This is a genomic window from Flagellimonas lutaonensis, assembly GCF_000963865.1.
Classification (GTDB): Bacteria; Bacteroidota; Bacteroidia; order Flavobacteriales; family Flavobacteriaceae; genus Flagellimonas_A; species Flagellimonas_A lutaonensis.
Genome location: NZ_CP011071.1, coordinates 1,187,188 through 1,208,024, shown reverse-complemented (window position 1 = coordinate 1,208,024; position 20,837 = coordinate 1,187,188). Strand labels below are relative to the sequence as shown.

General features: G+C 45.5%; 20 protein-coding genes. 11 read left to right on the top strand and 9 right to left on the bottom strand.

The window, feature by feature from the left end:
• Positions 1-54: 54 nt before the first annotated feature.
• The 4 genes from bioA (at position 55) to VC82_RS05625 (ending at position 4,643) form a co-directional block, all read left to right on the top strand.
• Positions 55-1,347 carry an adenosylmethionine--8-amino-7-oxononanoate transaminase gene (gene bioA, locus VC82_RS05640; protein WP_245615993.1) on the top strand — a complete coding sequence of 431 codons (1,293 nt, stop codon included), beginning with the start codon at positions 55-57 and terminating at the stop codon, positions 1,345-1,347.
• A gap of 5 nt (positions 1,348-1,352) precedes the next feature.
• Positions 1,353-2,552 carry a beta-ketoacyl synthase N-terminal-like domain-containing protein gene (locus VC82_RS05635; protein WP_045801502.1) on the top strand — a complete coding sequence of 400 codons (1,200 nt, stop codon included), beginning with the start codon at positions 1,353-1,355 and terminating at the stop codon, positions 2,550-2,552.
• 62 nt (positions 2,553-2,614) lie between these two features.
• A complete protein-coding gene (gene bioB, locus VC82_RS05630; protein ID WP_045801501.1) occupies positions 2,615-3,724 on the top strand; it encodes a biotin synthase BioB in 1,110 nt (369 codons plus the stop codon).
• 49 nt (positions 3,725-3,773) lie between these two features.
• On the top strand, positions 3,774-4,643 hold the full coding sequence (locus VC82_RS05625; RefSeq protein WP_045801500.1) for a cupin-like domain-containing protein: 870 nt from the start codon (positions 3,774-3,776) through the stop codon (positions 4,641-4,643).
• Here VC82_RS05625 and VC82_RS05620 read toward each other — a convergent pair.
• The 4 genes from VC82_RS05620 to VC82_RS05605 all read right to left on the bottom strand — a co-directional run bounded on the left by VC82_RS05620 (position 4,640) and on the right by VC82_RS05605 (position 9,691).
• The gene (locus VC82_RS05620; protein WP_045801499.1) at positions 4,640-5,122 is read right to left on the bottom strand and encodes a regulatory protein RecX; all 483 of its coding nucleotides are present in this window, start codon (positions 5,120-5,122) and stop codon (positions 4,640-4,642) included. The two genes, VC82_RS05625 and VC82_RS05620, sit on opposite strands and share 4 nt — an antisense overlap.
• Positions 5,122-7,497, bottom strand: a complete 2,376-nt coding sequence (locus VC82_RS05615) for an alpha-L-rhamnosidase-related protein (RefSeq protein WP_045801498.1) — start codon at positions 7,495-7,497, stop codon at positions 5,122-5,124. The genes VC82_RS05620 and VC82_RS05615 overlap by 1 nt, the downstream gene beginning before the upstream one ends.
• A gap of 99 nt (positions 7,498-7,596) precedes the next feature.
• Positions 7,597-9,144 carry an Rne/Rng family ribonuclease gene (locus tag VC82_RS05610; protein WP_045801497.1) on the bottom strand — a complete coding sequence of 516 codons (1,548 nt, stop codon included), beginning with the start codon at positions 9,142-9,144 and terminating at the stop codon, positions 7,597-7,599.
• A 256-nt stretch (positions 9,145-9,400) separates the two neighbouring features.
• A complete protein-coding gene (locus tag VC82_RS05605) occupies positions 9,401-9,691 on the bottom strand; it encodes an HU family DNA-binding protein (RefSeq protein ID WP_045801496.1) in 291 nt (96 codons plus the stop codon).
• A 122-nt stretch (positions 9,692-9,813) separates the two neighbouring features.
• On the opposite strand from VC82_RS05605, the gene mutY reads away from it, so the two are divergent.
• From mutY to gldD, 4 genes are read left to right on the top strand one after another with little or no spacing between them, the layout of a single operon-like run.
• Positions 9,814-10,851, top strand: coding sequence for an A/G-specific adenine glycosylase (gene mutY, locus VC82_RS05600; protein WP_045801495.1), 1,038 nt, complete (start codon positions 9,814-9,816; stop codon positions 10,849-10,851).
• A gap of 24 nt (positions 10,852-10,875) precedes the next feature.
• Positions 10,876-11,334, top strand: a complete 459-nt coding sequence (locus tag VC82_RS05595; protein ID WP_045801494.1) for a single-stranded DNA-binding protein — start codon at positions 10,876-10,878, stop codon at positions 11,332-11,334.
• Between the two features lie 22 nt (positions 11,335-11,356).
• Positions 11,357-12,685 (top strand): gliding motility-associated protein GldE, encoded by a 1,329-nt coding sequence (locus VC82_RS05590; protein ID WP_045801493.1) that lies wholly within the window; start codon positions 11,357-11,359, stop codon positions 12,683-12,685.
• A complete protein-coding gene (gene gldD, locus VC82_RS05585; RefSeq protein WP_045801492.1) occupies positions 12,675-13,238 on the top strand; it encodes a gliding motility lipoprotein GldD in 564 nt (187 codons plus the stop codon). The genes VC82_RS05590 and gldD overlap by 11 nt, the downstream gene beginning before the upstream one ends.
• A 3-nt stretch (positions 13,239-13,241) precedes the next feature.
• Here the strand turns inward: gldD and VC82_RS05580 are convergent, their stop codons facing one another.
• The 3 genes from VC82_RS05580 to VC82_RS05570 form a co-directional block, all read right to left on the bottom strand.
• Positions 13,242-13,661 (bottom strand): hypothetical protein, encoded by a 420-nt coding sequence (locus VC82_RS05580; protein ID WP_045801491.1) that lies wholly within the window; start codon positions 13,659-13,661, stop codon positions 13,242-13,244.
• 62 nt (positions 13,662-13,723) lie between these two features.
• Positions 13,724-15,802, bottom strand: coding sequence for a M16 family metallopeptidase (locus VC82_RS05575; protein WP_045801490.1), 2,079 nt, complete (start codon positions 15,800-15,802; stop codon positions 13,724-13,726).
• A 1-nt stretch (position 15,803) separates the two neighbouring features.
• Entirely contained in the window at positions 15,804-17,126 is a 1,323-nt protein-coding gene (locus VC82_RS05570) for a M16 family metallopeptidase (RefSeq protein ID WP_045803276.1), read from the bottom strand.
• 168 nt (positions 17,127-17,294) lie between these two features.
• On the opposite strand from VC82_RS05570, the gene VC82_RS05565 reads away from it, so the two are divergent.
• From VC82_RS05565 to rpmA, 3 genes are all read left to right on the top strand, one after another.
• Positions 17,295-17,750 (top strand): DUF4199 domain-containing protein, encoded by a 456-nt coding sequence (locus VC82_RS05565; RefSeq protein ID WP_045801489.1) that lies wholly within the window; start codon positions 17,295-17,297, stop codon positions 17,748-17,750.
• 131 nt (positions 17,751-17,881) lie between these two features.
• Positions 17,882-18,412 carry a 50S ribosomal protein L21 gene (rplU, locus tag VC82_RS05560; protein ID WP_045801488.1) on the top strand — a complete coding sequence of 177 codons (531 nt, stop codon included), beginning with the start codon at positions 17,882-17,884 and terminating at the stop codon, positions 18,410-18,412.
• 63 nt (positions 18,413-18,475) lie between these two features.
• Positions 18,476-18,736, top strand: coding sequence for a 50S ribosomal protein L27 (rpmA, locus tag VC82_RS05555; RefSeq protein ID WP_045801487.1), 261 nt, complete (start codon positions 18,476-18,478; stop codon positions 18,734-18,736).
• Positions 18,737-18,820: 84 nt separating this feature from the next.
• Here the strand turns inward: rpmA and VC82_RS05550 are convergent, their stop codons facing one another.
• Positions 18,821-19,342, bottom strand: a complete 522-nt coding sequence (locus VC82_RS05550) for a 5' nucleotidase, NT5C type (protein ID WP_045801486.1) — start codon at positions 19,340-19,342, stop codon at positions 18,821-18,823.
• Positions 19,343-19,492: 150 nt separating this feature from the next.
• Positions 19,493-20,809: an adenosylhomocysteinase gene (gene ahcY, locus VC82_RS05545; protein ID WP_045801485.1), complete on the bottom strand. Its 1,317-nt coding sequence runs from the start codon at positions 20,807-20,809 to the stop codon at positions 19,493-19,495.
• Positions 20,810-20,837: the final 28 nt, after the last annotated feature.

Below are 20,837 nucleotides of genomic sequence, written 5' to 3'. Positions count from 1 at the left end.
CCCTCGGTTTTTGGTATTATTCCCCATCTTTGCAAGATAGATAAATCGAGGATTTTGTTAGGGCATACCATATCGAAAAGTTTTGCCGAGCGCGACCAAAAACACCTTTGGCACCCGTTGACGCAGCATAAACTGCACGCTACGACCTTGCCCATTGTCAAGGCCAAGGGGGCCATACTCCACGACGAACATGGAAAGGAATATATAGACGGCATCGCTTCTTGGTACACGGCCATGTACGGGCATTGCAACGAGCACATCATAGAAAGGGTGGGGCGGCAGATGCAGCAGTTAGATCAAGTGGTGTTCAGTGGCTTTACCCACCCGCCGGCAATTGAGCTCTCAGAGGCTTTGGTCAACATATTGCCCGACAACCAACAAAAATTGTTTTTCTCTGACAATGGTTCTACCGCTGTTGAGGTGGGCATCAAAATGGCCTTGCAATATCATTTCAACAAGGGGCATAAAAAAAATGTGTTGCTTGCTTTTGAGGATGGGTTTCATGGCGACACCTTCGGTGCCATGTCTGTTTCGGGACTTTCGGTTTACAATGGCCCGTTTGAAAATTTTTTCCTTGAGGTGGAGCGGATTCCCGTTCCCAATGGTACAAATACCGGTGAGATTCAAAAAACGCTTGAAAATCTTTTGAGAGAAAAAGAGGCAGCAGCGTTTGTCTATGAGCCTTTGGTACAGGGGGCGGCTGCCATGAAGATGCACGATGCGAAAGGGCTTGATACAATTTTGGCCTTGCTGAAAAAACATGAGGTGTTGCTCGTTGCCGATGAGGTAATGACCGGTTTTGGCAAAACGGGCACTCATTTCGCCTCTGACCAAGTTGAGACCAAACCGGACATCATCTGTCTTTCAAAAGCGTTGACGGCAGGATTGGTGCCCATGGGGCTTACCACGTGCACCGAAGAGGTCTATGGGGCATTTTTGAGTGACGACATCGCCAAAGGATTCTTTCATGGCCACACCTATTCGGCCAATCCGTTGGCCTGTACGGCCGCACTGGCAGGCATTGAATTATTGCAATCGGAAGAAATTCAGAAAAACATTGCAAATATTATGCAATGGCACCAAAAATTTGCCGATGAGATGCGACCACATCCCAAAGTAAAGAATGTACGGCATTTGGGGGTCATTTTTGCCTTGGATTTGAATGTGGAAACGCAGCGGTATGGAAACCTACGCAATAAACTGTTTAAACATTTTATGAAAGAGGGAGTGTTTCTGAGGCCCTTGGGCAACACTATTTATATTTTGCCGCCTTATATCATTTCAAGGGAACAGATGGAAAAAATCTATGCTTCGATTCGTTCGGCAATCGCCCTTTTCCAATTCTGACCATATTGAAGCAACCTATTTACATAAGAGCACTTTCATCAATTTCTTCTTTAGGAAGTTCTTTGGAGGAAATATGGAAATCCTACCAAACAGAAAAACACTTTCTGTCAGAAGTCAAAATTGGCGAACAGACGGTTTGGGCTTCGCAATTTTCGCCAGAAATCAAGAAAAGAATAGAAAACCTGCGTCATCAAAACGAGAAATACAAAAATCTGGACGATTCGGTGCTCTTTGCCATCCATGTTTCGAGAAAGGCCATTGACCTTGCCCATTGGAATGGCAATTCGAGTTTTGGAATAAACTTGGGGTCTTCGCGCGGGGCAACCACATTGTTTGAAAAATATTATGGCGAGTTTTTGAGCTCCGGAAAAGCTGCCACACTCGTATCGCCCACGACCACCTTGGGAAATATCTCGTCATGGGTCGCACATGATCTGAAATCAAAAGGGCCAGAGATATCACATTCCATCACTTGTTCCACTTCTTTGCATGCTGTTTTAAACGCTGTGGCGTGGCTGCAAAGTGGCTTGGTCGACAAATTTCTTGTGGGCGGTAGCGAAGCACCACTGACCCCGTTCACCATTGCGCAGATGCAGGCTTTGAAAATTTATGCAAAAGGGGAGGTTGAGCGTAGTCGAAACCACCAAGATGGCATAGCTTCTACTTTGCCAAGCTACCCATGCAGGGCGTTGGATTTTGGCAAAAAACAGAACACCATGGTCTTGGGCGAGGCCGCTGGGGTTGCCTGTCTTGAACGAAAAGCTTCGAAGACGAAACTTGCCAAGATAGTGGGCATTGGGTACGCTACCGAACCTTTGCGGCACAATGTTTCGTTATCGACAGATGCACAGTGCTTTCAAGACTCCATGAAAATGGCCTTGGGGCCAATGCCGGCAGATGAAGTGGATGTCGTTGTCATGCACGCGCCCGGCACGATCAAAGGGGACAAGGCAGAGTTCAGGGCCATCAAAAAGGTTTTTGGCGAAAAGATTCCGGCAATCACTTCAAATAAGTGGAAAGTGGGCCATACGTTTGGCGCTTCGGGCATATTGAGTTTAGAAATGGCCGTTTTGATGCTGCAGCACCAGCAATTTGTTCCGACCCCATTTTTTGAACAAGAACACCCTGAAGAAATAAAGAACATAATCGTAAATGCGGTTGGGTTTGGAGGGAATGCTGTGAGTATCTTACTGGCATTGCCTTGAGACAAAAGTGAAAACTTGGGTTTGACGATTGAAATATTATAGATAAGAATTACATTTGGGTTATGAGCGAGACCAGACACGATTGGACCAAAGAGGAAATACTAGAGATTTACAATAAACCTTTGATGGAGCTGCTATATGAGGCCGCTACCGTTCATAGAGAGTACCACGACCCGAATACGGTACAGGTTTCTACCTTACTGTCGATAAAAACAGGTGGATGCCCCGAAGATTGTGGCTATTGCCCCCAAGCGGCCCGTTACCATACCGATATCGAGGGCAATGACCTTATGACGGTACAGCAAGTAAAGGCTCAGGCATTGCGTGCCAAGGCATCGGGCAGTTCGCGGGTCTGCATGGGTGCTGCATGGCGAAACGTAAAAGATGGCCCTGAGTTTGACCAAGTGCTTGAAATGGTACGCACCATCAACAAACTGGATATGGAGGTTTGCTGTACCTTGGGAATGGTCACCGAAAACCAGGCCAAGCGGCTCGCCGAGGCAGGGCTGTATGCCTACAACCATAATCTTGACACCTCTGAAGAATATTACAAAGAGGTCATCTCGACCCGTGGATACGATGACCGCTTGCAAACCATTGAAAATGTTCGAAAGACCAATGTAACCGTTTGCAGTGGGGGCATTATTGGCATGGGCGAGTCGGTTGAGGACAGGGCCGGAATGCTGGTGGCCCTTTCAACCTTAAATCCCCAGCCCGAATCCGTTCCTATCAATGCTTTGGTGGCCGTTGAGGGCACACCTATGGAAGAACAAGAACCAGTGGCCATTTGGGAGATGGTTCGCATGGTGGCAACCACCAGAATTGTGATGCCCAAGACCCAAGTGCGCTTGTCTGCCGGAAGAACTGGAATGAGCAAAGAAGGGCAGGCCCTTTGTTTCTTTGCGGGAGCCAATTCAATCTTTGCGGGCGATAAGTTGTTGACGACCCCCAATCCCGATGTAAACGAAGATATGGAGCTCTTTAAACAGCTGGGCCTAAACCCGCAACGCCCCTTTGTCAAGGCGCCAAAGCCAGAGACCGTCGAAGCGGAAGACTCACGTTACCAACCCCTTGGCGAAAAACCGAAATGGTCTCGCCCCAACCATAAGATACAACGAAATGAAGAGGCCAAGGAAAAGGCAAAAATGGCACGCGGCCCTAAGGCTAAGTAACCCTTTCAAAACCTTTTCCTAACTTAGCTGTTTCAAAATAACTTGCATTTTGAAACTTGACCTTCAACAGATTCCCCGAGAAAATACCCTGACCAAAGAGGAATTTTTGGCAAAGTATTTTAGACCACAGAAACCTGTGGTCATCGAAAACTTTATCAAAGATTGGCCCGCTTACTCTAAATGGAATCTAGATTATATGAAGAAGGTCGCCGGCGAAAAAACCGTGCCCCTATACGATGATCGCCCGGTCAAGCATGATGAGGGTTTCAACGAGCCACATGCCAAAATGAAGATGGCCGATTATATCGACCTGCTCAAAAACGAGCCTACCAAATACCGTATTTTTCTATGGAACATACTAAAAGAAGTACCCGAGCTACAGAACGATTTTTCATATCCTGATTTTGGGCTCAAATTGATGAAGGGGCTTCCTATGCTGTTCTTTGGTGGACGAGACAGTTATACCTTTATGCACTATGATATCGACCTGGCCAATATCTTCCACTTTCATTTTGATGGCGAGAAACAGTGCATCCTCTTTCCACAGTCAGAGACGAAATATCTGTATAAGGTGCCACATTCGCTGATTGTTCGTGAAGATATCGACTTCAACAATCCCGACCTTGAAAAATGGCCGGCGCTCAAGAATGCCAAAGGCTACGTCACCAATCTACATCACGGAAATGTTCTTTACATGCCCGAAGGTTATTGGCACTATATGCGTTATGTGACGCCTGGTTTTTCAATGAGCCTGAGGGCCATTGCCCGAAAGCCCAAAAATTTCACCAAAGCCGTCTACAATGTCTTTTTTATGCGCTATTTCGATAATTTGATGCGCAGGCTCAAGGGCCAAAAATGGATTGATTGGAAGAATGAGCAGGCAGTGCTCAAGACCCATAAGGCCTTGGGCATTTCTTAGGTCAGCTCTTTTATCTTGGCATAGACTAAATCACTCTCCCAGCCCCTGTACAATAGATAATCGGCGAGCTTTCTTTTTCTTTTCTGTGGATGCGTTTCGGTAATCTGTGATAGGCGTTTTATCGCAAGCGAATGCAAGGTGTTCAAATAATCTTCATCATCTATCTCTTTTAGGGCACTTTTAATGTTGAACCTTGATATGTGCCGGTTCTTCAATTCTTGGACGATGCGTTTTTTCCCCCATTTTTTGATGTTGAACTTGCCCCGTGCAAAGCTCTTGGCAAACCGCTCTTCGTTCAGGTAATTTTCTTTGATGAGGTGCGCCATAATGTGGTCGATGGCCTCGGGAATCATGCGCATTTCCCTTAGTTTGCGAACCACTTCTTGATGGCAGCGTTCTTGGTAGGCACAGTAGCGTTCCATTTTTTTTTGTGCCTCTTGTACAGATATGTGTTTGTTGGTTTTGATGGAAGGGAGCATTATGGATTTTTTGAAACCACCACCAATTTTTTATCCGAAGAGATAAAAACGGAACCGGTGCCATTTTCACTGGTTTGGGCCCCTTCTACATTGACCGAATAAGCACCTTTTGGAAGCTCTAGTTGAATGGTCCAGTCGGTATTGCTCTGCAAGACCTCTATTTGCAGCCCTTCGGAACCATGCTTATAAAAAATGGAAACCTCGTTGTCGGCCACCTGTATATTTTCCAGGGAAGCGTTCTGCCAAGACGAGGGCATCTGTGGCCTGATGATGATTGTTTTTTTGTGCGCCATTGGCTGCACCCCAAAAAACTGCTGTACGATGGGTATGGCAAAGGCGTAGATGTTCCAAGCCTGTACCATCATACCATAATCGGGTGAAACCTCGTACATGCTGCCCGGTAGGGCATAGCTAAAGGTACGCGTCATGCGTTTTAGGTAGTCCAGTGCCTCATCGGGCCGGCCATAATTGTTTTCGGCAATGGCCTGAACCCCCGTAGGCAAGGTCATCACGGCCCCGGTGTACGAGAATACCTTGCTGCCCTGAAACGAGCCATCTTCTTGGCCGGCAGACTCGTCACGGTCAATGCCCGTTACAAAGACCCCAAACGGATTGGTGAACTTCTTGGCCGTGTTGAGTGCGGTGATGGCCTTGATAGAATCGGCGATGCCCATTTCCATAGGGGTGTTGACCACCCAGTTGTGGTGCAACACAAAGGTTTTCAATTTGTTGGATGGATTTTTTTGGATCTGTCTTTTTGTGGCCTGCAACTCTTCGATGGCCCAAGGTTTGTTCAAGGTATCGGCCCTGACAATGGCATCTTCGATCAAGTGGATGGCCTGTTCATCGGTGCCCAAAAAGTCGGCGAACGAACCAAACTCTTCTGACCAGAATTCTTCATTGATCTTATCTTTTAGTTTTTGTGCAGTGCGGGCATACTCAGCGGCCAGCTCTTCTTTGCCCAGCTCTTTCGCCATTTTGGATGCATCTGCAAAGGCCCGTTGGGTATAGGCCGCCACATCGATCATCTCACTGTCAAGACCATGTATTTCCATCATGCCGAACCCATCTGGGAACAGGTTTTTATTGGCATCGTTCTCTGCCAACAGCCAATGCAATCCTTTTTCAATGGTGGGGAAGTATTCTTCAAGAAATTGCTTATCACCGTTCCATTTGTAGATTTCCCAAATAAGAGAAGCAAACTGGGGTGTTTCGTTGATGTTTCCCTCGTTGAAAACGGCCCCGTTGGTTGACATTTCGTGAATGATCCTACCGTTTCCATTCAGGGCCATCGAAACGCTGTCAATAAGCTTGATGGTGCTGTATACGGGCTCGGTCTGCCCCACGGCCAAATAGCCACGTAGGGCATACTCACTGTCGACCCCGAACCACCAAGGGTAATCGGGTATGCCCGCCCCGATACCCGTTCCTATTTCAGGAACGCTGCGCACCAACCAGTCGCAATTGTATTTGAGCCATTCAAAGGCCTGTTGCAAGTCTTGGTCCGGAATAGACAATTTTGACCGTTCGACCAGTTTTTGATAACGTTCTTTTTTTTCGTGGGCCATGAAAAAATAATCTTTTTGTAGGGCCTCATACGTGTCGAGTGCATCTTTGCGCGAGTTATACGATCCAGCAATGGTGAAGTTCAAGATCTGCGGGGTATCTGCGGCAAGCGAAATCGAATAGGCCAAAGAATTTGAGGTGCCGTGTTCGCCATCTTTCTTGGGAAAAGAATGGTTCGAATCGGGCGAGCGTCCAGCACCGAAAACCGCAAACCATGGGTTTTTGGCATCTTTTACCACCCACTTATCTTCAATGAATTCTGAAGAATCGGGACCATCGAACATCTCGGTTCGCTCGCCCAACCATGTAGGCCTTAGATCGGTATGCCCGATAAATTCAAAGGTTGCCTCTTGTGCTGTACCTGTATTGTTCTCAACGACAAACTGTACAACGATCCCCTGTTTGGCATCGGGCACGAACTGGAGCCGTTCTACCACCAATTCTTTTTCGGAAAATTCAAAAATATGCTTGTTGGCAAATGGGTAGTTGACAAATTCAACGGCTTTGTCGAGTGTAAGCGTATCATCCCCAACAATGAGACGGGCCTCAAAGCCATCCATCAGTTTGATGGGGTGGTTCCAGATGCCACCCATTTCGCCCTTTATGTGCCAGCCCAATGGGGGGAAGCTTCCATCTTGGTGCCCCACCATATACACGCGGTCACCTGCGGTTACGTAGGGTGATTCGAGATAGGCTTGTTTGCCCGTGATGGATGGGGAATCTTCAAGCACTTCCAAGAGGCTTTTTTCGGTTTTGGTGGCACAACCAGGAAGCAAGAAAATAGAGAGATAGCAGATAATGGTTCTCATGATATTTATTGAAAACTATGACTTTATCAAAAATACCATATTGTGCCGAAATGCACTGAAATAAAAAAAGCGGTGCCGCTAATTGCGGCACCGCTTTGGTTATCGTATGGTCTTGCCATCTTTGTCCTTGAAACGGTATTCAAGATACGTATAGGCATCCCTAGGCTGTACTTTTACCCATTTCTTATGGTCTAAAAACCATTTGGAACGGATTGACGGGAAGCCTTTTGTCAGATAGGCCGCAATAAAGGGATGTGCATTCAGCACAAGACCTTTGTTTTTATGCGGGCCTGTCAAAATCCTCTCAAGGTCGGTATTGATCTTGTCTATCAAAACTATGGGGGCCTCTACCTCTTTGCCATTGACACTGGGATTTTCCTCACTTGTTTTGATATTCATTTCTGGTCGCACCCTTTGACGGGTTATCTGTACCAGACCGAACTTGCTAGGGGGAAGGATCTTGTGCTTTGCCCGGTCGTCTTTCATCTCTTCCCGCAAATGGTCATAGAGTTTTCTTCTATGGTCACCTCGGGTCATATCGATGAAATCGACAACTATGATACCGCCCATATCTCGCAATCGCAATTGCCTGGCAATTTCACTGGCCGCCAAAAGATTGACCTCAAGTGCCGTATCTTCTTGGTTTTTGGCCTTGTTTGAACGGTTGCCACTGTTGACATCGATAACATGCAGTGCTTCTGTGTGCTCGATGACCAAATAGGCCCCTTTGCTCATAGAAACTGTACGGCCAAAAGATGTCTTGATCTGGCGTTCGATACCGAACCGCTCAAAAATGGGGACTGAACCAGTGTAGTGCTTTACAATGGATGCCTTTTCAGGGGCGATTTCAAGCAGATAATCCTTGATTTGATCATGAAGCTCCCCATCATCTACATGTATTCCTGTAAATGAATCGTTGAAGACATCCCGTAATATAGAGGATGCCCTATTGAGTTCGACCAATACCTTAGATGGGTGCGGTGCTTTATAGATCTTTTTGCAGAGTGATGACCATTTTGTCATCAGATTCTGTAAGTCTTTGTCTAGTTCTGCAACTTTTTTGCCTTCTGCGACAGTTCTGATGATGACACCAAAACCTTTTGGTTTGATACTTTTTACCAAACGTATCAGCCTATCTTTCTCTTTTTTGCTCGCAATTTTCTGCGAGACCGATACACGATCTGAAAAAGGCACCATGACCAGGTAACGCCCTGCGAGAGACAGCTCTGAGCTGATTCGGGGCCCCTTGGTCGATATGGGCTCTTTTACGATCTGTACGAGAATAGATTGGTTGGCCTTTACAACATCGTTGATACTGCCATTTTTGTCAATATCTTTTTCAAATGGAAAATTTTTTAGGGAATAGTCTCGTAACTTTCCTGCGCGAATCAATTTGATGAACTTCAACATTGAAGATAGCTGCGGCCCAAGGTCATGGTAGTGCAAGAAAGCATCTTTTTCGTACCCAACGTCGACAAATGCCGCATTGAGGCCCGTAACGGGCTTTCTGATCTTGGCCAAGAAGATATCTCCGACAGAAAAGTTGTTGTCGTCTTCATCTTTGTGCAATTCGGTTAATTTTCCATCTTTTAACAAGGCAAAATCGACTGCGTCAGAACTAGATCGTACGATTAATTCTGTATTCACCTGAATCGATTTTTGTCCCGATAACTATCGGGATGGATTAAACATTATTCTGAAACCGGTATTGAACCGGTTGAAATTCTAGCTTTGAATCTCGTATGTCAAAGAACGTATGGGCTTAAAGTGAAAAAGTAGTCGTTACAACTACTTTTTCTTGTGTCGGTTGGCTCTCCTTCTCTTTTTTCTTTTATGGGTAGCCACCTTATGTCTTTTTCTTTTCTTACCGCTAGGCATAGGGTTCTCTTTTGTGTTAATAACTTTATTTCACCTGTACATTGCTCTTAACGCCCTCTACAAACACCTTTGCAGGTTTGAATGCAGGAATATTGTGCGCCGGAATCTTTATCGTGGTGTTCTTTGAAATGTTTCTTCCCGTCTTTTCAGCTCTCGTCTTGATGATAAAGCTTCCGAATCCTCTCAGATAAACATTGTCGCCGTTCTCCAACGATGATTTTACCTCTTCCATGAAAGATTCCACTGTTGCTTGTACATCACCTTTTTCCATTCCCAGCTTTTCTGAGATTCTAGATACAATATCCGCTTTCGTCATTTTTCAAATTAAGTTTTCAGTTTTTTAGGCCTGCAAATATATGAATTTATATCATTCTACACCTCAGGCTTTTATATTTTAAGTATATAAACTGCTACTTTTGGGCCTTAGTATTTTCGAACATGTCTTTTTCTGAAAAAATATTGCTGTGGTACCAAAAGAACAAGAGACCGTTGCCATGGAGAAAAACCACAAACCCTTATAACATATGGCTTTCAGAGATAATGTTGCAGCAAACACGAATCGCCCAAGGGCTTCCTTATTACAAAAAGTTTGTTGAAGAATTTCCTACGGTCGAGGCCTTGGCAGCCTCAAGCGAAGAACGGATCTTAAAGTTATGGCAGGGGCTTGGATATTACTCAAGGGCAAGAAATATGCACGCCACTGCAAAGACGATTGCGAACGACCTTGGGGGTAGGTTTCCTGACAACTATGCAGATCTGATAAAACTGAAAGGCGTGGGCGATTATACCGCAAGTGCCATAGCCTCTATCTGTTTTGGTGAGCCCCAACCCGTTGTAGATGGCAATGTATATAGGGTGTTGGCACGTTATTTTGCAGTGGATGGGCCCATCAATTCACCGAAAGGCACCAAGTATTTCAAGGCACTGGCAAGAGAGGTGATGCACACCGGGAACATTCGCGATTATAACCAGGGCATCATGGAATTCGGAGCCCTGCAGTGCACGCCCCAAAAGCCCAATTGCCAGGCCTGCCCATTGAAAAGTGGTTGTGCCGCTTTGCAGAAAGGCATGGTCGATAAACTGCCCGTAAAACTCAAAAAACAGAAGATTAGAAAACGTTTTTTCAATTATTTGGTAATCTTCGATAATGAAAAAAACACACTTCTTGAGAAACGTAGGGGCAAAGGTATCTGGCAGAACCTTTATCAATTTCCGCTGATAGAGTGCGAAAAAAAGGTTGGCCCGACCGAGATCAGAAACAAAATTTCAGAAAAGGAGCTCTTAGAAAAAGTGGTTTCGGTGACCGGTTTTGACGACATGCCCATTGTACACAAGTTATCGCACCAGCACTTATATACTTGGTTTTGGCGCGTTGACCTTGGCAATGCCCTGCCCGAAGGTATTCCGTGGAAAAGGGTGCCTGAGTTTCCAGTGCCCGTTCTGATCGCAGACTTCATCAAGAAGGTTAAATTTTAGTATTTTTGACCTAACAATAGAATTATGAGTGGAACATTGAACAAAGTGATGCTGATAGGGCATCTAGGTGACGAGGTCAAAATACATTATTTTGAAGGTGGGGGCTGTATTGCCAGGTTTCCCTTGGCCACCAACGAAACCTATACCAATCGCCAAACGGGCGAAAAAGTGACCAATACCGACTGGCACAACATTGTTGTTCGCAACAAGGCGGCCGAGATATGTGAAAAATATTTAAGCAAAGGCGATAAGGTGTATGTAGAAGGTAGGTTGAAGAACCGACAATGGCAGGGTGAGGATGGCAATACCCGCTATACCACAGAGGTGCATGTACAAGACTTCACCTTTTTGTCGACCAAGAAAGAGGGCCATGACAGTGCCCCCGCACAAAAGACCCATTCTTTTGAGAGACCCGTACAGGGTGAAGCTAAGCAAAATATGGTTGCCAATGAGGCAGAGCCTGACGACGATCTGCCATTCTAGACAGAAATTTTATTTTTGACTTTTGGACCCAGAGCCCTATAGTTTGAGCTTGCTGTTTTTTTCAATCAGTACCATGTTCGTGATAAACATGGTGGTGCTTGTACTGTTGCTCGCTTCATCGGCACTCATATCGGGTGCAGAGGTGGCCCTTTTTGGGCTCTCGCAGACCGAATTGAACGATATTGCCGAGACCAACAGCCTTCGGGGCAGGCGAATCGTTAAATTGCTCGAAAAGCCAAAGAAACTGTTGGCCACCATCTTAATTGCAAACAATGCCATCAACATTGGCATTGTACTGTTGTTCAACACCATTGGCGACACGCTTTTTACAAACATTGACCAAACCCTATTTGGCTTTATATCCGTTAGGTTCATCTTAGAGGTGATCGTGGCCACTTTTTTGATATTGATGTTCGGTGAGATACTTCCGAAAATCTATGCCAATAGAAACCGTATAAAGTTTGCACATTTTATGTCGCTGCCCCTTAGCGTATTGGACCGCTTGTTCTATCCGTTGAGCATGCCCATGCGTTCGGCGACCATTTTCTTGCAAGACAAGTTGGGCCGTCAAAAGTCAAACTTTGGGGTTGACCATCTTTCACAGGCTTTGGAGCTTACCTCTGAAGGCGATACCACAAAAGAGGAACAAAAGATACTCGAGGGCATTGTTTCTTTTGGCAATACCGATACCAAGCAGGTAATGCGGCCTCGTATAGACATTTTTGCCCTGAACGAGCAAATGAAGTTTTCTGAGGTTTTGGAGGAAATCAAAAAGAACGGATATTCAAGAATTCCGGTCTTTTCAGAGAATATGGACAACGTTTTGGGCGTTCTCTATGTCAAAGACCTTTTGCCTTATCTAGAAAGAAAGAACTTCAATTGGATGAGCCTTATACGAGAGCCTTATTTTGTGCCAGAGAACAAAAAATTGGATGACCTGCTATTGGAATTTCAGGAGAAGAAAAAGCACTTGGCCATTGTGGTCGATGAGTACGGGGGCACTTCGGGCATTGTTACCCTTGAGGACATTATCGAGGAAATCGTGGGCGATATCAGCGATGAGTTTGATGATGAGGATTTGATTTTTTCAAAGCTGGACGACCATAACTTTGTGTTTGAGGGCAAAACGAACCTCAAGGACTTTTACCGGGTGGCCAAAATTGAGGATGAATCCATTTTTGAGGAAAAAAAGGGTGAGTCGGAGACCATTGCCGGTTTTGTGCTCGAAATAGCCGGAAGCTTCCCCAAAAGGGGCGAAAAAGTGTTGTTCAATGACTACCAGTTCGTGGTTGAAAGTCTTGACAAAAAACGATTGAAACAAATTAAGGTCACCTTGCCCCATGAAAAATAGTGTATTTATTTTTTTCTTGATCATCTTGGTGTGTATCGGTTGTGGTGGTGAAGAAGTACTGCCAAGGCCCAAGGCCATGCTACGGTTAACGTTTCCAGCGCCAGAGTATTCGAAATGGAATGATGGTTGCGCCTATACCTTTATGGCCAACACCCTTTCTGAGCCAGAAAAAAAGGAAGAATGTTCGATGGTGCTGAACTATCCGATGATGAAGGCATCGGTGTTCATCACCTACAAAAAAGTCAATAATAACCTTGCCACATTGCTTCGCGACGCACAAAAACTTTCATATGAACACGTAGTAAAGGCCGACAACATTATTGAGCAGCCCTATATCAATGAACAAAAAAGGGTGTACGGAATGTTTTATGAAGTTACCGGAAATGCCGCATCGCAATCACAGTTCTACGCGACCGATAGTTTAAGGCATTTTGTAACCGGGTCTTTGTACTTCTATGCGAAACCGAATTACGACTCCATTTATCCAGCGGCGATTTACCTTCAAAAAGATATCAGAAGAATTTTGGAAACCCTTGAATGGGACAACGATTGAACCCTATTTTTTCAAAAGTTTTTCGGCACGCTCAATACTTAAATTGATTTGTTCTCGAAGGGCTTTTACCTTTTCTTCCTCTTCATCGAGCCATTGCTGTTTTTGGGGAGTCAATTCTTTTCCGTTCAAAATTTCATCAGAATCGAATCGGTCGCCAAATCCTTGCATCCAGTCCATCATGGCCTTATGGGCCGCCTGAAGGTCTTTCATGGCAGCTTCATATTGCCGGCCCGTTTCTGTGGTATCGACCTTGGTTTTCAGTTCGGCGACCAACTTGCCCAGCTTGCTCATTTTAGGCATTACCTCATCGTGAATGGCCATGACCTCCTGCATTTGGGTCGTGTCGTTTTGGGTTTCTTTTTTTTGCTCTTTACAAGATGCCGCAACGAAAATTAAAGCGAGAAGAAGAATTATTTTTTTCATAGTGCAAAAATATAAAAAGGCGCCCCAAAACTGAGCGCCTTTCACATGCTTATTTCCAGTTTCTACTCAAAATCGGCCTCAGATACATCTTTGTTGACAACTGCCTCGAGCAGTTTCACCTCGATTTCTTGTGGGCCCATGCTTTGGGTCTTGACGCTGGGGAACTTGATACCATCAATCTCTTGGTACTCCTTAAGCAATGACGATTGGTTCTGGGTTTGCCCGTTCATATTAATTACGGTACTTTCTTTGACCTTTAGCCCTGTCTCCACATCATAGAAGAACGAAGCATTGATGACATTGCCCGAAACATCGATCTTATAGGCGTCTTTGCCGTCTACTTTTTCGATGCCCGCCAACTTTGCCGAACCATTGGCCAAGATAGCCTGTTCTGCAAAAATGCCCATAACGTTCATCATGTCTTTTTTCATCTCTTCGGGCAGGGGTATTTTGTTCGGTCCTTGTTTCATTACCAGTTCATCGCCTTTGGCAACGACCCCCATCATGGGCGATTCGTTCATATAGGTGGTTTGGGCAAACTTGTCGGCTGTACGTTTTTCTTCCACCTTGATTTTACTGCCCATTACCTCACCTTCGTAGACCAATTTGAGCGACTCTATCGAATTTATCTTTTCAGCACCCCCAATGGCCTCAAAATATTTATTGATGACATCGCTTGCGGTGATTCCATCTAGAATGGCCGAATTGTAGTCTGGCTTTTCTGTTTTGTTGGCGTACTTGTCATAATATAGAACAGGCAGTTTTTTGCCATTGAACTCGACCTTTTCAAGATTTTCAATGACCTCGCTGCCCTTGCCGACCACTACGGCCCTTGCGTTGCTCGAAGAGAAGTGCTTTGCTGCTGCCTTTTGAACCTCTTCCACGCTTACGGCGTTCAACCGCTCTAGATAGGTTTTGTAGAAGTCTTTGGGCAAGTCTTCAATTTCTATGTTCAAGGCATAATTTGCAATGGTTTGCGGTCTCTCCAGGGCCATTACAAAGTTGCCCGTGTATTTCGCCTTGGCATCGGCCAATTCTTTTTCGCTCACGGGTTCTTTGATGATCTTGTCGACCTCTTTCAAGATTTCGACCACCGCACTATCGGTGACCGCGTTTCGAACACTGGCCTGTGCGCGAAAGGTACTTGGGCCGTACTTGTCATTGCCGATGCCCGAGTATGAACCATAGGTGTAGCCCTTATCTTCCCTAAGGTTTAAAAAAAGACGGGCCTGGGCACCCCCTCCTAAAATTCTGTTGGCCAACAGTGCTGCCAGATAATCGTCGTCTTTCATTTTGAGGTCAACGAGGTTCTGTACCGATATTTCAGACTGCACAGCGTTGGGCATGTCAACAAAGTTGATTTGTGTGTACTGGGCCTCTGTTGGTTCAGAATAGTCAATGGTAGGCGGCACGGCTTTTGTCCAAGGCGTGAAATTCTCAGTGACCAGCTTTTTTACCTCATCGAATTTCACGTCACCGATTACCACCAAATAGGCATTGGCGGGCACGAAATAGTTGCGGTAAAACTGCTGCACGTCGGCCAAGGCCACATTGTTCACTGTTTCTTCGGTGGTAAACTCGCCCTTAGGGTGGTTTTTGCCGTATGAAAGGGCGTTCTGAACCCTATCGGCCACTGCAGACACATCGTTTTCCTGTGCCTTGAGACTTGTGAGTAGTTTTTCCTTTTCCTTTTCAAACTCTTCTTGGGTAAAATTAGGATTGATGGCTGCATCGGCCAGCAACTCCAAAATTCTAGGGAAATACTTTGATAATGAACTGGCAAAGGCACTTTGGGGGCCAAAGCTTATTGATGCGCCCAAAAAGTCTACTTCCTCATTGAAGTCATCTTTTGAAATGTTTTTCGATCCATTGCCCAAAAGACTAGCGGTCAGTGAAGAAACACCTGCTTTATCGCCCTCAAGAATGGGAGGGTTGTCTATGGTGAGTTGTATCGAGACCCTGGGCAATTTGTGGTTTTCGACCACCATCACCTTTAGGCCATTGTTCAGGTCAAATGTTTTGGGTTCTTGCAAATTGATTTTGGGCGCAGGCCCGGGCTTGGGCTGTTGGCTTCTATCGACTTGCGCATGCGAAACGCCCATTACGAGCGATAATACGGCTAATAAAAAAAATTTTTTCATCTTAATTGGCTTCTTTTTGTTCTGGTAGATATTCCAATTCAACACGTTGGTTCTTGTTCAGGTATTTCTTGGCAACCTCCCTTATCTCCTCACGGGTAATTGACCGATAAATATCGATTTGGGTGTTGATGAGGTTGGTGTCATCATAGAGCATGTAGTACCTGGCAAGCGAATTGGCGATACCCGCCACACTGCTGTTCGAATTCACGAAATTGTTCTCGAACTTGTTCTGTAGTTTTTGGTAGTCTCTTTCAGAGATCAACTCTGTCTTGACCTTCTCAATTTCTTCGTCGATTTCTGTCTTTAAGGCCTCAAGGGAGGTATCGCCCACAGGAAGTGCGCCAACCACATAGGCCCCATAATCTTCTTGCGAACCGTTGAAAGCGAAGACCTGTAGTGCCATTTTCTTTTCATCGACCAGTTTTTTGTAGAGTTTCGAACTCTTGCCGTCACTCAAATAAGTCGATATCATGTCGAGCACATAGGCATCACGCTCGGTCTGTGCCGGTGTGCGATATCCCATGAGTATGGCTGGAATTTGGATGTTCGGGTCATGGTACTTGGCCTTGATGGTCTCTGCAATCGGCTCTTCGGCAAATGTTTTTCTCTCGATTTCATCGCCTTTGGGAATAGGCCCAAAGTAGTCTTGTACCATGTTTTTTGTCTCGTCGATGTCAATGTCACCGGCCACGACCAATACGGCATTGTTGGGCACGTAGAAGATTTCGTTGAATTTTTTAAAGTCATCGAGCGAGGCACTCGCCAAATGCTCCAACGATCCTATGGTCTGCCAGCGGTAGGGGTGTTTCTTGAAAAGGTGCTTGAACATCTGCTCGCGCCATCTGCCATAAGGGGCATTGTCATAGCGCAGACGTCGTTCTTCTTGCACCACTTCTTTTTGGGTGTCCACCCCAATCTGGTTGATAATGGGGTGCAACATTCTCTCCGATTCGAGCCAGAGCCCCAGTTCAAGATTGTTCGACGGAAATACTTCATAGTAGTAGGTTCTGTCTTGAGTGGTGTTCGCGTTGTTGTTTCCGCCATTGGAAGATACGATTTTGAACCACTCGCCCCGTTCGATGTTTTTGGTGCCCTCGAACAACAAGTGCTCGAAAAAGTGGGCAAACCCTGTCTTGTCAGGGTCTTCATCTTTGGCACCGACGTGGTACATTACCGATGTGGTGACCACCGGCGCCGAATTGTCTTGGTGCAGTATCACATGTAGGCCGTTATCTAGATCATACTCCTCAAATTTCACCTCTTGGGCCAGGGGCGACCCAATCGAAAAAAGTATGAAAAAGACAAATAATACGTTTTTTCTCATTCTCATTAGTGTTTGTGTGTTAACTTTAAAGGTAAGTAAAAGAGCACGTTAAAGTGCTCAGCTAATATAACTGATTTTTTTGTCTAAAGGTGGTAATTGCCTTTCGGCTTTAACAGGATTTTATCGAAAAAAATCTTTAAATTAACATTTGAATAAAATATTCGGGATATGAAGAACTTGACCCTACCCATCCGATTCGGAATTGTGACCAGTGCTTGCCTGATCGCCTACTTTCTAATTTTATCGCTCTTCGGAAAGCACACCAATGTTTTTTTCAGTCTATTCAACGGGGTCATTACAGGATTCGGCATCTACGAAACCTTGAAGATCACCAAACTGAGAATGGGAAAGGATTTCAATTATGGGAAAGGGTTCACCGCGGGCATCACCACAGGAATCGTTGCCACCATCTTGTTCACCATTTTCTTTGCCGTCTATTCAACAGAGCTCAACACAACATTTCTAGACGAGCTATCACAATCCTGGGCGAAGGACTATAAAAATTTTGAGGGCATCGTTTTCTTTACCGTAGCCATTATGGGCATTGCCACCACCTTGGTTTTGACCCTTTCTTTTATGCAGTTGTTCAAATCGTCGAACAATCCGAGAAAGAAAGCGGCCTAATCTTTTCAAAAGCCCTTGTCAATTATAGATTTAGCAGTATATTTGCACCCTCCTAGGGAAAAATCAGAAGATTTTTCTTCGGCGGGCTTGCCCGCGCAAAGAGATAAAACAGAACATAAATCAATTAGAGTATGTACGCAATTGTAGAGATGGCAGGGCAGCAATTCAAGGTTGCGAAAGACCAAAAAGTGTACGTGCACCGCTTGCAGACCGAAGAAGGTAAGAAAGTGACCTTCGATAAGGTATTGTTGTTGGAAGACGGTGGCAACGTAACCATTGGCGCCCCGGCTATAGAAGGTGCAGCGGTAGAGGTCAAAGTGGTCAAGCACCTAAAGGGAGACAAGGTAATTGTCTTTAAAAAGAAAAGAAGAAAAGGATACCGCAAGAAAAACGGCCACAGGCAGTATTTGACCGAAATTGTGGTTGAGAACATTGTGGCGAAGGGAGCCAAAAAAGCTGCCCCGGAAAAGGCCAAACAAGAGAAGCCCGCTGCAAAGAAGGAAGCGCCCAAGGCCGCCCCTAAAAAAGAGGCAAAGCCCAAGGCTTCTGAAGATTTGGGAAAGAAGACCGTAGCTGAACTTAAAGAAATGGCGAAGGCCAAAGAGATCAACGGTTATTCTTCTATGAAGAAAGCTGAGTTGATCGAAGCTTTGAGCAAATAAAATCGAGTAAAAACACATCCCAGGTTGCCCTTGGGGCGAAAGAGGGATAAAAAATAAATTATCATGGCACACAAGAAAGGTGTAGGTAGTTCGAAAAACGGAAGAGAGTCAGAATCGAAACGCTTGGGCGTTAAGATTTTTGGTGGTCAAGCCGCGGTTGCAGGCAATATAATCGTTAGACAACGGGGCACCAAGCACAGACCTGGCGAGAATGTTTATGCCGGTAAAGACCATACGCTTCATGCCAAGGTCGATGGCATCGTACGTTTTCAAAAGAAAACGGGCGGTAAGTCATACGTGTCGGTAGACCCGTTCGAGGCATAGGCCACAAAACACTACCTTTTAAAATTATAAGGCCCTGACCTTCCGGCACTACGGAATGTCAGGGCTTTTTTCATTTGTAAAGACCTATAAAAGTTTTTCGGCTATTTCTTGCCAGTTGTTGGCCCTTTCAAAACCATTTTGAAAAATGTTGTGGGGCGAGGTGAACAATATCGTACTGCCATCAAAGGGCTCAAGGTTATAGCTGCGGTCATCGATCAACACGTCTCCCCTTAAGATGTATTTGTCACCACATAAAATTCGCTTTCTCCAATGTATAAATGGAAAATGCTCGTCGAGCCAATCGCTCTTTTCCTTTAGGGAATACGGAAACTGCATGGCGGCAGAGGCAATATACACCTCGTACCGGTCGCAAAGCTCCCGCATTACTTCCTGACTGTCTTTCACGGGTTTCAAATCCCTAAAAAACCCTATGGTATTGGCGTGGTTCTGTATGCTTTTCTGCCGTTCTTTGGGAACCACCTGCCACACCTCTTTGCCTTTGCATTCTTCAACGGTAAGATTTTCACCAAAGTCTTGGTTGTACAGTTCAATGTGCCTGAGGTAGGTTTCTGCCAAAACCTCATCCATGTCAACAAATAGGGTCATCGATAAAATTTTGGTCCGTTAGAAATAAGCGGGCGGGGAATATAGGGCCAAAGCTGAAAATTACTTCTTTATTTCATAATGGGAAAACCCTTGCAACCCATCAACTAACGGGATGCAAGGGTCTATTGTTTGGAATCTTATGTCTAACAGCTAGTATCTATAATACTCGGGCTTGAACGGGCCTTTTACCTCAACCCCAATATATTCGGCTTGGTCGGGCCTTAGCTCTGTCAATTCGGCACCAAGGCGTGCCAAGTGAAGTTTGGCCACTTTTTCATCTAAATGCTTGGGCAGTGTATAGACCCTGTTCTCGTACTTGTCGCTGTGGTTCCATAGTTCAATTTGTGCCAAGGTCTGGTTGGTGAACGAGTTGCTCATAACAAAACTTGGATGTCCCGTTGCACAGCCCAAATTCACTAGGCGGCCCTCAGCCAATACGATGATATCCTTGCCGTCAATGGTGTACTTATCCACCTGTGGCTTAATCTCGTCTTTGGTATTGCCATAGTTGCTGTTAAGCCACGCCATATCGATTTCATTGTCGAAGTGCCCGATATTGCAGACAATGGCCTTGTCTTTCATCGCCCTAAAATGCTCTTCGCGGATAATATCTTTATTGCCGGTGGCGGTGATAACGATATCGGCATTGCCGATTACCGTTTCCAGTTTTTTGACCTCGTAACCATCCATACAGGCCTGGAGGGCACAGATAGGGTCTATTTCGGTAACGGTCACTATGGCACCTGCTCCCCTAAAAGAGGCTGCTGAACCCTTGCCAACATCGCCATAACCGGCAACGACCACTTTTTTGCCTGCCAACATGGTATCGGTGGCACGGCGAATGGCGTCGACGGCACTTTCCCTACAACCATATTTGTTGTCGAACTTTGATTTTGTGACCGAGTCGTTCACGTTAAAGGCGGGCATGGGTAGCGTACCGTTTTTCATGCGCTCGTACAATCTGTGAACACCTGTGGTGGTCTCTTCTGACAATCCCTTTATGCCTGTTGCCAACTCAGGGTACTTATCGAGAACCATGTTGGTCAGGTCACCGCCATCATCCAAAATCATGTTGAGGGGCTTCCGCTCTTCACCAAAGAACAGGGTTTGTTCTATGCACCAGTCAAACTCTTCTTCGGTCATACCTTTCCAGGCGTATACCGGAATTCCTGCTGCGGCAATGGCGGCAGCGGCATGGTCTTGGGTTGAAAATATGTTGCAAGAACTCCAAGTGGCCTCGGCCCCCAATTCGACCAAGGTTTCTATCAAAACAGCGGTTTGAATGGTCATATGAAGGCATCCTGCTATACGTGCCCCTTTAAGTGGCTGTTGGTTTTTGTATTCCTCCCTTAATGCCATTAGACCTGGCATCTCTGCTTCGGCCAACTCGATTTCTTTTCGGCCCCATTCGGCCAATGAAATGTCTTTGACCTTATAGGCAACATAGGGAATTGTTTTTGTACTCATCTTCTATTTAATTTTACTTTCGTAGCTT

What these genes read in the sequence shown, in the direction of transcription:
- bioB (WP_045801501.1), top strand. Translation starts at nt 2,615, where the DNA reads ATGAGCGAGACCAGACACGATTGGACCAAAGAGGAAATACTAGAGATT.
- VC82_RS05620 (WP_045801499.1), bottom strand. Translation starts at nt 5,122, where the DNA reads ATGCTCCCTTCCATCAAAACCAACAAACACATATCTGTACAAGAGGCA.
- VC82_RS05615 (WP_045801498.1), bottom strand. Translation starts at nt 7,497, where the DNA reads ATGAGAACCATTATCTGCTATCTCTCTATTTTCTTGCTTCCTGGTTGT.
- VC82_RS05605 (WP_045801496.1), bottom strand. Translation starts at nt 9,691, where the DNA reads ATGACGAAAGCGGATATTGTATCTAGAATCTCAGAAAAGCTGGGAATG.
- mutY (WP_045801495.1), top strand. Translation starts at nt 9,814, where the DNA reads ATGTCTTTTTCTGAAAAAATATTGCTGTGGTACCAAAAGAACAAGAGA.
- VC82_RS05595 (WP_045801494.1), top strand. Translation starts at nt 10,876, where the DNA reads ATGAGTGGAACATTGAACAAAGTGATGCTGATAGGGCATCTAGGTGAC.
- gldD (WP_045801492.1), top strand. Translation starts at nt 12,675, where the DNA reads ATGAAAAATAGTGTATTTATTTTTTTCTTGATCATCTTGGTGTGTATC.
- VC82_RS05580 (WP_045801491.1), bottom strand. Translation starts at nt 13,661, where the DNA reads ATGAAAAAAATAATTCTTCTTCTCGCTTTAATTTTCGTTGCGGCATCT.
- VC82_RS05575 (WP_045801490.1), bottom strand. Translation starts at nt 15,802, where the DNA reads ATGAAAAAATTTTTTTTATTAGCCGTATTATCGCTCGTAATGGGCGTT.
- VC82_RS05570 (WP_045803276.1), bottom strand. Translation starts at nt 17,126, where the DNA reads ATGAGAAAAAACGTATTATTTGTCTTTTTCATACTTTTTTCGATTGGG.
- VC82_RS05565 (WP_045801489.1), top strand. Translation starts at nt 17,295, where the DNA reads ATGAAGAACTTGACCCTACCCATCCGATTCGGAATTGTGACCAGTGCT.
- rplU (WP_045801488.1), top strand. Translation starts at nt 17,882, where the DNA reads ATGTACGCAATTGTAGAGATGGCAGGGCAGCAATTCAAGGTTGCGAAA.
- rpmA (WP_045801487.1), top strand. Translation starts at nt 18,476, where the DNA reads ATGGCACACAAGAAAGGTGTAGGTAGTTCGAAAAACGGAAGAGAGTCA.
- VC82_RS05550 (WP_045801486.1), bottom strand. Translation starts at nt 19,342, where the DNA reads ATGACCCTATTTGTTGACATGGATGAGGTTTTGGCAGAAACCTACCTC.
- ahcY (WP_045801485.1), bottom strand. Translation starts at nt 20,809, where the DNA reads ATGAGTACAAAAACAATTCCCTATGTTGCCTATAAGGTCAAAGACATT.